This window comes from Marinomonas sp. 63XJN7_9_ISO-PGPR-S23-217 (genome assembly GCF_056173515.1).
Window position 1 is genome coordinate 3,526,744 of the sequence record NZ_CM149678.1, and the last position, 14,128, is coordinate 3,540,871.

The window sequence follows — 14,128 nt, forward strand, 5'->3', positions numbered from 1 at the left end:
ATAAAGTCCTCGCCATTCGGCGGGGATTTTTTATAATAACGGCATGCTTAAAGAACGCCCTCAAACCCAGTCTACTTTAGAGTTTGTTTCCATCGACGAGCTCGTCCCCAGTGATCACTTGCTTCGCAAGATTGATCGAATTATTGATTTTTCCTTTCTACATGATCTTGTGAAGGATTTTTATTGCGCGGATAACGGTCGTCCCGCTCTCGATCCTACTCTCATGTTTAAGTTGCTATTTATTGGCTACCTTTTTGGTATTCGTAGTGAACGTCAGTTGATTAGAGAGGTTCAAGTTAATGTCGCTTATCGTTGGTTCTTAGGTTTAGGCCTGACTGACAAAATTCCCGATGCTTCCACTTTGAGTGCAAACCGCACACGTCGTTTTAAGGAATCCGATATCTATCAAAAGATCTTTGATGAGATCGTACTCCAGGCTATAAAACACAAGTTAGTTGGCGGAAACACCTTTTATACGGACTCCACACACCTTAAAGCCAATGCGAACAAAAAGCATTTTGAAAAAGTAGTGGTTGAACAGTCCCGACAGGCGTATATGGATGAGCTCGATAAGGCCGTTGAGGAGGATCGACTCGTTCATGGAAAAAAGCCTTTACCACCTGAAAAAAACAAGGTGGAGAGTCGTGAAATCAAGCAGAGTACGACGGATCCAGAGAGTGGCTATATGGTACGAGATACTAAGCCCAAAGGGTTCTTCTACTTAGATCACCGAACGGTTGATGCACGTTGCAACATTATTACTGACGTACACGTCACCGCAGGCAATGTCCACGATGCTGTCCCTTATTTAGAGCGATTGGACCGAATCAAAGAACGCTTTAAGCTTTTCATCACATCGGTCGGAGTCGATGCGGGGTACTTTACCTCGGCAGTTTGTCATGGGTTAGAAGAACGACATATCTATGCCGTGATGGGCTATCGTCGTCCTAATCACAAGAAAGGCTTCTTCTATAAACGCGAATACAAGTACGACAGGGAACAAGATGTCTACTTCTGTCCGCAAGGTGAAAAACTCATTTACAAAACCACTTCTCGAGAAGGTTACCGTCACTACGACTCAGATAGCCTGATCTGCGCGAACTGCCCAGAAAAGCACCGCTGCACCACAAACAAAAAATCGGTCAAAACCATTACGCGTCATGTTTGGGAAGATAGCAAAGAACGCATCAATGCCCATCGGCTAACCCCATTAGGCAAAGTCATTTATGCCAGACGAAAGGAAACCGTGGAACGAAGTTTTGCCGACGCAAAAGAGCTGCATGGCTATCGATATGCACGATTTCGAGGAACAGATAAAGTAGCTTCTCAATGTCTATTAACGGCAGCCGCCCAAAATATGAAAAAGATAGCCTTAATGCTTAGCTAGAGGCTTTTATTTGTTCAAAAAAATGACGAAATCGATAGTCAGAGCCTTAATAAAAGGCCTCAAAGAGCTCTAAGTAACTAATGAGATATCTTGAGTCACTTAGGAAGGAATGTGAGCAAAAGACTCAGAAAAATAAAACCCCAGCAAAAAACTGGGGTTTATCAGTAACCTGAGGGCGCTTACAAGAGCGCCCTTTTTCTTTTTGTTCAGTAATTTATAAAGTGCGAATTTAACCTAAAGGGCCGCCTAAAATAGTATCCTTAAGACCAGCTATAATGTTTTCACCTGTCTCTTGTCTTAATTCATCATACCAAGCTTGCGTTACCAACATGTCTTTTCCATGGGTCACATCACAACGCTTACGGGCCTTTAACACTAGATCTTTGGCTCTCTCATGACGTAAGCTTTGATACTGTAATAACGCTTCTTTTACCTCCTTTGTTTTAGCAAAACATTGCCCCAGTACGACGGCATCTTCCATTGCAGAACAGCCACCTTGCCCAATGTCCGGCGTAGTGGAATGCGCAGAATCTCCCAACAACGCAACACGACCTTTAACAAAACTACTAAAAGGTTCAATATCGTGGATTTCAATACGATTTGTCGTTTCAGGATCAATTCTCTCGATCAAAAGTTGTACCGGATCGGCCCACCCTTCGAAGTAGTTTTTTAGATTCTCTTTTACTGTCGCACGGTCTTCTGGTAAGCCAAGAGGTAATGGGACATCAAAGAAAAAGTAAAACTGCCCTCCTGCAATCGGCATCACTGATACACGCTTCCCATCACCAACAAAGGTCGTCCATTGCTCTAATGGCGCTATTTCTTCATCCGCTTTCACCAAGCCATTCCAATTAACGTACCCTGCGTAACGTCGCTGAATTTGATAACCAAGGACATGGGACCGAGCAACAGAATGTGCACCATCGGCGGCAATCATAAAATCCCCATGAGCAATACTGCCATCAGTAAAATGAGCGACCACGCCGGTATCGGTTTGTTCAACACGCTCCAGTCGTTTGGCAAATTGCACCTGATCTCTTCCCCAATGATCAATCATCTGTACTTGCAGCCCAGCACGAGCAACAGGACAAGGTCGTTCTCCCACCGCCTCAATCAAGGGCATGAGACTAAACTGGGTCATGACCTCTCCAGACTTGCCATCTTGGTACGCCATCGCTCGCATAGGCCCACCAAGATCATCCATAATGTGCCCCATCCCTAAATGATTCATACATTTCACCCCGTTAGACCAGACTGAAATGGCCGCTCCAACAGGCTTAATCTCTTTTACTGCTTCAAAAACATCACAATCAACACCTTGCTGCTTTAAGGCGGCTGCGGCTGACATACCACCGATGCCCGCGCCAATAATCAATGCTTTCATGCTTTCTATCCTCTTATGATCGATATCCTCACAAAGCACAATGCGTTCCAACCACTTACTGATTCAGCGCACCTGAATGAAAAAGATATTTATTTTTAATAATTAGAATTCCGAAACATTTGTTTCCATAGTCTGACGATAACGCAAATCTAAGGAAGATATAAGTGCCTTACATCAAGCAAACTTAGACTAATATTATTTATCTATAAATAAAAACTATCGAATTGATTTTCCCCATAAACCCACTTGCTAGTTTAGTCAAGTCATGGCAATTTAAACTTCAAAGCGTTAACAGCACTAGAGGACAAAAATAACAATGACAGTCCATGAAAAGAAAAATCGAAGTCTTTATCGAGACCAGTTAATCAAAGAGAAAGTAGGTCTGGAACGGTTGCGGACGTTGCTCGACAATACGGGCATTAGGCTACTTCGCATTCCACAAGTCTACTTTGCAGATAAAGACACCATTAGCATGCAAGCGATTAAGCAAACCCATGCCAGCGAACAACAAATGGCTCAACTAGGCAGAGGCCTTGCCATGCTTCATTCTCATCCACTAAAACGTTACGGCCTCGATCACGACAATTATATTGGACTTAACCCACAATATAATAATTGGTCGGATAATTGGGGGGCTTTTTATGTTTCTTATCGTCTCGAAGCTCAAATTCAAATGGTCAAAAACGCCAGTGTGGCTGAGCAATTTCAAAACCAACTAGATAAGCAAAAAGCACATTTGATTGATTTTTTAAATCGACATTGCCATCAGCCAACGATGCTCCATGGTGATTTGTGGTCTGGCAATGTTCTGTTTGATGAACAAGATGTGTGGCTAATAGACCCCGCTATTTACCAAGGTGATAACGAGGTCGACATTGCCATGACGGAACTATTTGGTGGCTTTAGCGAGGCGTTTTATCGCTCATATCACGCAATACTTCCCCGTTCTGAACACTACGCAATCAAACGTGATATCTACAACCTTTACCACTATTTAAACCACTATAATCTATTTGGTGCTAGCTATTTAAGCGACTGTGAGCGTTGTTTTCAATCAATTGACAGGCTGAATCTATAGTGGACTCGGCCTGTTTCAACGTATTTAAATCGCACCTCCTGTATATCAGGAGGCGAAAGTCTCTTATCATTCCTCAACTAATCGCTGGCTTTTACCATCTGGGTGTTTTTTACCACCTGTATGCTTTTTACCATCTGGATGTTTTTTCAAAATCGTGTACATGTAAGCAACGACAATCAAGTTAATACCCAATACCGCCCCAGTCACGAGATTCGGATCTTTTATGATTTCATAAAACTCAAAAGGCAAATACACCGCACCACTCAAAAAGGCAAACCATTCAGTCCAACGCATTTCGTGCCACAAACCATAAGCCTCTACAAAACGCACTAAGGCATAAAATACAGCAATCACAGTCACCAGCGTAAAACTGGAGTGAGTTAAACCATCAACCGCATGCAACAACATCTGCGCATAATGGCCATCAGCATTCCAGTGCAAATGGGTTAATAACTTTAACACCTCAACATGTAAATTAACGCCTTCCAAGATATGGATACCAATTGCGAGCAACAAGGCTGCCGCCCCTTTTAATGCCTCAAGAAAAGCAATGGTCTTAAGACCTGAAAATTTCATATACGACTCTTACTATCAAAAAGAATGCTCAAAGGCAGAAAAATATAGGCGCTCATTCTATAAAGAGACGCTTACCGTCAAAAAGAAAAAACCACAATTTTACATAAAACACAATCAATCATGACACTTTAATAACAAACCTCTCTTAGAAAGCGGGGTCAAAAAAGCCCAAACTCATTGAAATGAGTTTGGGCTCTAATCTAACCACGAATGACGTGAAAGAAATATTATTAATCAGTCTTTTACGCGCTTCATTGAAGAGAAACCATAAAAAGACACAACGAGGAAGCAAATACCCGGCACAATATAAGACATGGCAGCACCATAAGAATCAATCACCCCGCCTTGAACTACCGGCATAATCGCCCCACCAAGGATCGCCATAACAAGGCCAGCAGAGCCAAATTTAGCATCTTTACCTAGGCCGTTTAATGCCACGCCGTAAATCGTTGGAAACATCAAAGACAAACTGGCAGAAATCATGACAATCGCCCATACACCTGACATACCAGGGTTAATTGCTGCATACACACACAAAGCGGTACCTAATAGTGCCATAACACCCAACAAAAGCGTTGGACGGAAAATACCGATCAACCATGTCATGACAAAGCGAGAAACAAGAAACACGAGCAAGCTGTACTGAAGATAATCACTGGCATGGGTAGCACTGCCCCCCATCGCAGACTGAACGTATTGAATAGTGAAGGTCCAAGTACAGGTCTGACCAGCAACATTAAAGAACTGAGCGATCACCCCCCAGCGATAGTTTGGAAGTTTAATCAAACGACCCAAGGTGGCAATAAAACCATAATGATCTTTATCGGTAAGATCGACTTTTTCAGCCACTTTTTCAGACTTGGGTAGCTTAACCAACGCAATCATAATCCAGATAATAATCAGGAAGAATGCCATACCGACGTAAGGGGTCATCACCGCATCCAACTCAGAATGCTGAATGGCAGCTAGAGCCTGAGGTGCCATGGCGGCACGCTGCTCAGCGGTGGCAGGGTTTAAGTTTGGCAAAATCAAAGTCGATGCTAACAAAACACCAATATTGGTCCCCACTGGGTTAAACGCTTGAGCAAGATTTAGACGTCGAGTGGCCGTCAACTTTGGCCCCATCGCCATCACAAATGGGTTTGCCGACGTCTCGAGAATAGACAAGCCAGCCGCTAAAATAAACAAGGCAGCCAGAAAAGCGCCATATGTCATTGAGACACTAGCAGGGTAAAACGATAACGCGCCAAGCGTCGCTAGACCAAGACCTGTCAATACACCCGTTTTATAAGAAAAACGTACGTTAATAAATGCAGCAGGTAATGCCAGACAAAAATATGCGCCATAATAAGCAAATTGAACCAGTGCCGACTCAAGATTACTCATGGTAAAGATTTGGCTAAATACTTTTACCAGAGGGTCTGTCATGTTTGCAGCCACCCCCCAAGCAGTGAAACAGGTAATCAATAAAATGAAGGCCAGTTTCATATTGGAATACACAAAAGGGGTTTTTGAGGTTTCAGTTTGTAGATTATTCATATTGTAATAAACATCTTCTCGAGGTTCTTATTCGCTAGTTTGTTGCGGTATTCAGCTCATCATTAGAAAGCAAGAGGTGATCAGATCATCCTCTCTAATACAGGTAACATCACTAACACTTAGGCTACTTATTCGTACCTTACTTACCTATGGCCAAGCGTTATTTTGCTGTCCTAGGGTATTTAGAGGCTGGACTATACAAGCCCAGTTATTACACAAGATGAACAGAGCGCCAAAAATGTGCAAATAAAAAGAATCCATATAATTAACAACGACTCGGTCAGCGTGACCTCCATAAAAAAACCCACTAAGACGAAACTTAGTGGGTTTTGATTGGTTAGTTTTTACCCTATTATCACTTTAAAGAGTAAAAGCCGATTAAAATGAGCCCAATTAAGCTAGATCAAAGCGATCCAACTCCATAACTTTTGCCCAAGCTGCAACAAAATCATTGACGAAACGATCTTCAGCATCAGAAGACGCATATACCTCAGCCAATGCTCGCAACTGCGAATTGGAACCGAAGATTAAGTCCGCACGCGTTGCGGTCCACTTAACCGAACCTGACTGGCGATCACGCCCTTCAAATTCCATTTCATCATTGGAAAGCGATTTCCACGTTGTGCCCATGTCCAACAAATTAACGAAGAAGTCATTGGTCAATGTTTCAGCACGGTCTGTGAAAACACCGTGTTGGGATTGGTCTGTATTTGCGTTCAACACTCGCAAACCACCCACCAATACGGTCATTTCTGGTGCGGTCAATGTTAGCAGTTGAGCACGATCGACCAATAACTCTTCTGTTGTAACCGTAAAACGACCTTTTTGGTAATTACGGAATCCATCAGCAATGGGCTCAAGTACATCGAACGACTCAACATCAGTCTGCTCTTGAGTAGCATCCGCGCGGCCTGGAGTAAATGGCACAGATACCGTTTTTCCAGCTTTTTTCGCCGCTTGTTCAACACCAACATTACCAGCAAGCACAATCAAATCCGCCAACGAAATTTGTTTGCTTGTGTTCGCGCTGTTAAAGGCTTGTTGAATGCCTTCTAGCTTGCTCAATACTGTTGCCAATTGAGCAGGTTGGTTAACCGCCCAATCTTTTTGAGGTGCTAAACGAATACGAGCACCATTGGCACCACCACGCATATCAGAACCACGGTAAGTCGAAGCAGATGCCCATGCAGTGGAGACTAGCTGAGCCACACTCAAACCAGAGTCCGCAATCTTAGCTTTAAGATCGGCAACTTCTTTATCACCTACCAACTCATGAGTCACCGCTGGAATCGGATCTTGCCAAATCAACTCTTCTTTTGGCACCAAGTGACCAAGGTAACGACTGGTTGGCCCCATATCACGGTGAGTCAATTTAAACCAAGCACGCGCGAATACATCAGCAAAGTACTCAGGGTCTTTATGGAAACGCTCAGAAATCACTTTGTAAGCAGGATCTTCTTTCAAGGCGATATCAGACGTCGCCATCATTGGTGCATGGCGACGAGCAGGATCATGAGCATCAGGAACAGCATTCGCTAGAGCACCATCTTTTGGTGTCCATTGGTAAGCGCCAGCTGGGCTCTTAGTCAATTCCCAATCGTAACCAAGCAATGTATCGAAATAACCGTTATCCCATTTAATTGGGTCTGGAGTCCAAGCGCCTTCTAGACCACTAGAAATGGTATCAACCCCTTTACCAGAGCCCATGCTGTTGCTCCAGCCTAGACCTTGTTGAGTAATACCAGCCGCTTCTGGTTCTGGGCCAACCTGAGCAGCATCACCCGCACCGTGCGTTTTACCAAATGTATGACCACCAGCAATCAAAGCAACAGTTTCTTCGTCATTCATTGCCATACGGGCAAAGGTATCACGAATATCAACAGCGGAAGCTAATGGATCAGGTTTTCCATCAGGCCCTTCAGGGTTCACATAAATTAACCCCATTTGTACTGCCGCAAGAGGGTTTTCTAGATCACGCTCACCAGAATAGCGACTTTTTTCACCACCACTCAGTTCTAACCATTCTTGCTCTGCTCCCCAGTAGATGTCTTCTTCTGGTTCCCAAATATCAGCACGACCACCACCAAAACCAAAGGTTTTAAAGCCCATAGATTCTAATGCACAGTTACCAGTCAAAATCATCAGATCTGCCCAAGAGATTTTGCTGCCGTATTTTTGTTTAATCGGCCAAAGCAAACGACGCGCTTTATCCAAGTTAACGTTATCTGGCCAGCTGTTTAATGGCGCGAAACGTTGAGATCCCGTCGCGGAACCGCCACGGCCATCTGCAGTACGGTAAGTCCCCGCACTGTGCCAAGCCATACGAATAAAGAAAGGACCATAGTGACCATAATCGGCTGGCCACCACTCTTGAGAATCTGTCATTAGATCCATTAGATCTTTACGAAGTGCCTCAAGGTCTAAAGTTTTGAACGCTTCAGCGTAATTAAAATCTGTCCCCATTGGGTTAGATTTATTAGAATGTTGGTGAAGGATACGAAGGTTTAATTGGTTAGGCCACCACTCCTTGTTAGACGTACCACGACCTGTTGAGCCATTGCTGCCAACTGCAGTATGATTAAAAGGGCATTTGCTCTCATTAGACATTGGTTACTCTCCTGTTTTTTGTTTTCGCTTATGTATTGCTCGACTCGTTATTAAGCAACTCTGCTTACGTTGCATCTTGTATAATAGTTATAGCCTTTCAAAAAAAATACATCTAATAAATTTAGACTAATAAGTTAATAGTCTACCTGCCGTAGGTTACAAATAGAATCTAAGGATAGTCGAGCGAGCGTCAATTCGATGTAAAAAAGCGTAAGAGCACGATGCTTATTCCATGCGCACTATCACTCTAGAATAGTCTCCCTTGTTGAAATAGAAGTAAAAAAAACCTCGCCGAAGCGAGGTTTAAAGTTTAAAAACAAGAAGATTGCTAAATTCTTTCAAAGACCGTCGCGATACCCTGCCCCATTCCAATACACATGGTCGCCAGACCAATGGTTGCATCTTTTTCTGTCATGACATTGAGCAAAGTGGTCGAAATACGCGTACCAGAGCAGCCCAATGGGTGCCCAAGCGCAATGGCACCACCATTCAGGTTCACTTTTTCATCGACTATATCCAGCAATTTCAAGTCTTTTAAAACCGGAATAGATTGAGCCGCAAATGCCTCGTTCAGCTCTACAATCTCAATGTCGTCTATGGTTAGTCCAGCGCGTTTTAGTGCTTTTTTCGTGGCAGGAACAGGCCCATATCCCATGATCGCTGGATCACATCCCGCCACGCCCATACTGCGGACACGAGCAATCGGTGTCAGTCCAAGCTCTTGAGCCTTTTTAGCCGACATCATTAACATGGCCGATGCCCCATCCGATAAGGCCGATGATGTTCCTGCCGTCACCGTACCGACTTTCGGCATAAAAACTGGAGGCAGTGACGCTAAGGATTCCATCGAGGTCTCAGGACGAATGACCTCATCCACTTCAACCAGTATTTTATTGCCATCAGCATCATGGCCCTCAATAGGCACGATTTCGTTTTTAAAGCGACCTTGTTGGGTTGCTTCATAGGCCAGCCGATGGGAGCGAACAGCAAAAGCATCTTGAGCCTCTCGGCTCACACCATGCATTTTACCAAGCATTTCGGCGGTCACTCCCATCATCATAGAGGCTTTCGCCATATGTTTGGATAATGCTGGGTTAACATCAACACCATGCATCATGCCAACGTGGCCCATATGCTCGACACCACCCACAACGAAAACATCACCTTGCCCTGTCATGATGGCTTGCGACGCTGTATGAATGGCTGACATCGACGAACCACACAAACGATTCACGGTTTGAGCCGCCGTTGTAATCGGTAAGCCTGCCAATAATGAAATCGCACGAGCAACGTTAAACCCCTGCTCTAAAGTCTGATTGACACATCCCCAGATCAGATCTTCCACCTCTTTCGGATCCACTTTCGGATTGCGTTTGAATAATGCCTTTACCAAAGCTGCCGATAGGTTCTCGGCTCGGACGTGACGAAAAACACCGTTTTTCGTCTTGCCCATAGGGGATCGAACTGCGTCAATAATGACTACATCATTTGGATTGAGTTTCATAAAATTCTCCTTAAATCGTTCAACCGTGGGGCATTATTCGCCGTAATACGTTTCGTTGTTGGTTGCCATTTCACGCATTCTTGCGGTGGGCTCATACAACGTACCTAAGTGGCTGTAGTTATCTGCAAGTTGACAAAACGCTTGCAGCCCCATTTGGTCTAGATAGTGCAAAGCACCGCCCAGATAAGGAGGGAAACCAATCCCGTAAATTAACCCCATGTCCGCTTCCGCAGCACTGGATACGATGTTTTCTTCTAAACAACGAGCGGTTTCGATACACAGTGGAATCATCATTCGAGCGATGATATCGTCGTCGGATAATTCTGTTTTAGCGTCCACTGTTGACGCCAAAAGAGCATTGATTTCTGGATCAAAGAGCTTTTTCGGTTTGCCTTTACGATCAGGCTCATACATATAAAAGCCTTTACCATTTTTCTGGCCAAAGCGCTCTAATTCATAAAGACGATCAACTGCATTCACGCCTTCATGCTTCATACGATCTGGGTAACCATCTGCCATCACTCGATCAGCATGATAAGCAGTGTCTATGCCCACCACATCAAGAAGATACGCAGGTCCCATTGGCCAACCAAATTTTTCCATCGTCTTATCGACTTGCTGAAAATCTGCTCCTTCTTTCATCATCAAGGAGAAACCAGCGAAATAAGGGAACAGGACTCGGTTAACCAAAAATCCTGGGCAGTCATTCACGACAATTGGCGTTTTCCCCATCGCCTGAGCATAGGAAACCGTCTTAGCGATCGCTGCATCACTGGTTTTCGCACCACGAATAACTTCAACTAATGGCATGCGATGAACAGGATTAAAGAAGTGCATGCCACAAAAATTTTCTGGACGTTTTAGGTCTTTCGCCAGTTCTGTAATGGAGATGGTCGACGTATTGGAGGCTAAAATAGTAGTATCAGCGATATACTGTTCGGTTTCAGCCAACACGGCTTTTTTGACTTTAACATTTTCGACCACGGCTTCCACGACTAAATCAACATGGCCAAACTCACCATAACTTAGTGCTGGCGTGATGCCATTCATGGCTTTCAACGCTTTATCAGCGGTTAAACGGCCTCTCTCAATTTGACCATTAAATAGCTTATTCGCTTCACTCAGCCCAAGTTCAAGCGCTTCGGGTCGAATGTCTTTCATAATAATTGGCGTGCCTTTGGAAGCGGATTGATAAGCCACACCGCCACCCATTATACCAGCGCCTAACACAGCGGCTTGTTTGACAGGGGTCGCATCTTTTGCGTATTTGCCAGCTGTTTTCTTGATGACTTGATCACTTAAGAACAAGGTCACCAAGGATTTTGCTACCGTACTTTTAGCGAGTTTAACAAAACCTTTGATTTCTGTTTCAGCCGCTTTTTCCATGTCTTGGCTAATGCCTTTTTCCATGGTTTTAATGGCCGCCATTGGCGCAGGATAATGCTTACCAGCTTTCGCCCCGACTACCCCTCGAACGGACTCAAACACCATCATCTTTTCGATTGGCGAGAACTGCATCGGCGCCCGTAGTATATCTCGGCGAGAACGATAGCTAAGTTTGCCATCTTGCACTTGCTGAATAAGATGTCGAGCAGACTCTTGTACCTTCTCAACGGGCACAACAGCATCCACCGCCCCATCTTTTAATGCTTCTTCGCTGCGTTTTTGAGCACCACCGCAGATCCATTCACAAGCATTATCAGCTCCGATCAAACGAGGTAAACGCACTGTTCCACCCCAACCTGGGTAAATGCCTAGTTGAGTTTCTGGCAAACCCACTTTAGCGGAATCCGCCATGACACGATAATCACAAGCAAGGCACAACTCAAAACCGCCGCCAAGAGCAATACCATTGATCGCCGCCACAGTTGGACAACACAGATTCGAAATTTCCTTAAAAATATGGTGAGCTTCACGAAGTTTATCGGCTAAGTCTTCATCTTCTAACTTAAACCAAGCCGTAAACTCTGTGATATCTGCTCCAACAACAAAGACATTTTTTGCACTGGCAAAAATCACCCCTTGTAAATCATCGGTGGTCTTTAACATGGCAACGACTTCAGATAATTCTTTGAGTGCTAATCCATTAAATTTATTAACGGATTCACCTTCAAGATCGAGTGTAACGGTCGCGATATTCGTATCGTCCATCGAGACCTTTATTGCTTTTCCTTGGAACATCATGTTGCTCTCCCATTATTTTTATTGTGTATACGACGAACACTTTGCCCGTCGTATACAGTCGGATGCTGATAATTATGACGTTATACTAATGAGTACGGCGCTATAGACTTTTTTCTAACTCAGGCACCGCATCAAATAAATCCGCCACTAAGCCATAGTCTGCTACTTGAAAAATTGGCGCATCTTCGTCCTTATTGATCGCGACAATCACTTTAGAATCTTTCATACCTGCCAAGTGTTGAATCGCACCAGAAATCCCAACAGCAATGTACAAGTCTGGCGCAACAGTTTTCCCCGTTTGACCCACTTGCAAATCGTTCGGTACAAAGCCTGCGTCAACCGCTGCTCGTGAGGCCCCGATCGCCGCGCCCAATTTGTCCGCAATGCCATCCAACAACTTAAAGTTATCGCCACTGCCCATGCCTCGACCGCCAGAAATGACCACACTCGCGGCGGTTAATTCAGGGCGATCAGACTCCGCTAATTGCTCACTCACGAAACGACTCTTTTCTGAGGCAATCACCTGTGATAGGACCTCTGTTTGAGCATCGCCACCTTCATCAGCAGCGGCATCAAAACCCGTCGCACGTACCGTAATGACTTTTACTGAATCGCTGGATTTAACGGTCGCAATGGCATTGCCTGCGTATATTGGACGCACAAATGTATCAGCCGATTCCACTTTGATAACATCGGACAATTGGGCGACATCAAGCAAAGCCGCAACACGAGGTAAGGTGTTTTTCCCCGTGGTGGTCGCAGGTGCCAAGATATGGCTGTAGCCCTCGGCGACATCTACCACCAACTTAGCAATATTTTCAGCTAATTGATGTTCGTAAACAGCATTATCGGCAGACAACACTTTGCTGACGCCAGCCACTTTTGATGCCTGTGCAATGACTGTCTGGCACTCAAAACCCGCCACAAGTAAATGAACGTCTCCACCAATCTGTGAAGCCGCAGTAATCGTATTAAGCGTCGCTGGCTTTAGAGACTGATTGTCGTGTTCTGCTAAAACTAAAATACTCATGACACCACCTTCGCTTCGTTTTTCAATTTATCAACTAACTCACTCACCGATCCTACCTTAATCCCTGCAGCACGTTCTGGCGGCGGTGTGACAGAGACGATACTGACATTCGAACCTACTTCTACACCAAAATCCGCTGGTGTTTTCACATCCAGAGGCTTTTTCTTAGCTTTCATAATATTAGGTAAGGAGGCGAAACGCGGTTCGTTTAGTCGCAAATCGGTTGTCACCACGGCAGGTAAAGTAATTGCTAACGTTTGTAGACCACCGTCTATTTCACGAGTGACCTTAGCTTCGCCATTTTCTACTATCACTTCCGATGCAAAGGTAGCTTGAGGGTAATCCAAAAGAGCGGCGACCATCTGACCTGTTTGGTTATTATCAGAATCGATGGATTGTTTACCCATAATAATAAGATCCGCCGCTTCGTCCTTGGCAACACCCGCTAACAGTTTCGCCACGGACAAAGAGTCCAACCCATCCTCTGTCTCTACTTGAATCGCACGATCTGCTCCCAATGCCAAAGCAGTACGCAAGGTCTCTTGGCAAGATTTTGATCCTACCGATACAACCACCACCTCATCAGCGACACCTTTTTCTTTTAACCGAATCGCTTCTTCTACTGCGATTTCACAAAAAGGATTCATCGACATTTTGACATTGGTAAGATCAACGGCGGAATGATCTGCTTTCACACGTACTTTCACGTTGTAATCGATCACCCGCTTTACGGATACTAGTACTTTCATAAGCCCTCTTTACATTCTTTTTACTTTATTAAGGTTCAATCCAACGGTTTGCTGTCTATAGAGTCCAGTCCACTCCAGACTCAGTCAAAC

General features: G+C 44.5%; 10 protein-coding genes. 2 read left to right on the forward strand and 8 right to left on the reverse strand.

The genetic code is table 11. The features are described 5' to 3' along the window. Window positions 1–43 precede the first annotated feature (43 nt). Entirely contained in the window at window positions 44–1,387 is a 1,344-nt protein-coding gene (locus tag AC0VYI_RS16535; RefSeq protein WP_475443365.1) for an IS1182 family transposase, read from the forward strand. Window positions 1,388–1,616: 229 nt separating this feature from the next. Here the strand turns inward: AC0VYI_RS16535 and hpxO are convergent, their stop codons facing one another. After that, window positions 1,617–2,771, reverse strand: a complete 1,155-nt coding sequence (gene hpxO, locus AC0VYI_RS16540; protein WP_475444232.1) for an FAD-dependent urate hydroxylase HpxO — start codon at window positions 2,769–2,771, stop codon at window positions 1,617–1,619. A 316-nt stretch (window positions 2,772–3,087) separates the two neighbouring features. Here hpxO and AC0VYI_RS16545 point away from each other — a divergent pair, with 316 nt between their 5' ends. Further along, on the forward strand, window positions 3,088–3,849 hold the full coding sequence (locus AC0VYI_RS16545) for a fructosamine kinase family protein (protein WP_475444233.1): 762 nt from the start codon (window positions 3,088–3,090) through the stop codon (window positions 3,847–3,849). 66 nt (window positions 3,850–3,915) lie between these two features. On the opposite strand, the gene AC0VYI_RS16550 is transcribed toward AC0VYI_RS16545, so the two are convergent. The 7 genes from AC0VYI_RS16550 to AC0VYI_RS16580 form a co-directional block, all read right to left on the reverse strand. Continuing rightward, complete coding sequence (locus AC0VYI_RS16550; RefSeq protein ID WP_475444235.1) at window positions 3,916–4,425, reverse strand: DUF2127 domain-containing protein; 510 nt, start codon at window positions 4,423–4,425, stop codon at window positions 3,916–3,918. Window positions 4,426–4,659: 234 nt separating this feature from the next. Then, window positions 4,660–5,964: an L-fucose:H+ symporter permease gene (gene fucP / locus AC0VYI_RS16555; protein WP_199475340.1), complete on the reverse strand. Its 1,305-nt coding sequence runs from the start codon at window positions 5,962–5,964 to the stop codon at window positions 4,660–4,662. Window positions 5,965–6,357: 393 nt separating this feature from the next. Next, on the reverse strand, window positions 6,358–8,571 hold the full coding sequence (katG, locus tag AC0VYI_RS16560) for a catalase/peroxidase HPI (RefSeq protein WP_475444236.1): 2,214 nt from the start codon (window positions 8,569–8,571) through the stop codon (window positions 6,358–6,360). A 328-nt stretch (window positions 8,572–8,899) separates the two neighbouring features. Continuing rightward, entirely contained in the window at window positions 8,900–10,075 is a 1,176-nt protein-coding gene (gene fadA, locus AC0VYI_RS16565; RefSeq protein ID WP_475444238.1) for an acetyl-CoA C-acyltransferase FadA, read from the reverse strand. 33 nt (window positions 10,076–10,108) lie between these two features. Beyond that, window positions 10,109–12,259, reverse strand: coding sequence for a fatty acid oxidation complex subunit alpha FadB (gene fadB, locus AC0VYI_RS16570; protein ID WP_199475332.1), 2,151 nt, complete (start codon window positions 12,257–12,259; stop codon window positions 10,109–10,111). A 100-nt stretch (window positions 12,260–12,359) separates the two neighbouring features. Then, window positions 12,360–13,289 carry an electron transfer flavoprotein subunit alpha/FixB family protein gene (locus AC0VYI_RS16575; RefSeq protein WP_199475324.1) on the reverse strand — a complete coding sequence of 310 codons (930 nt, stop codon included), beginning with the start codon at window positions 13,287–13,289 and terminating at the stop codon, window positions 12,360–12,362. After that, entirely contained in the window at window positions 13,286–14,038 is a 753-nt protein-coding gene (locus AC0VYI_RS16580; RefSeq protein ID WP_199475323.1) for an electron transfer flavoprotein subunit beta/FixA family protein, read from the reverse strand. The genes AC0VYI_RS16575 and AC0VYI_RS16580 overlap by 4 nt, the downstream gene beginning before the upstream one ends. Between the last annotated feature and the right edge of the window lie 90 nt (window positions 14,039–14,128).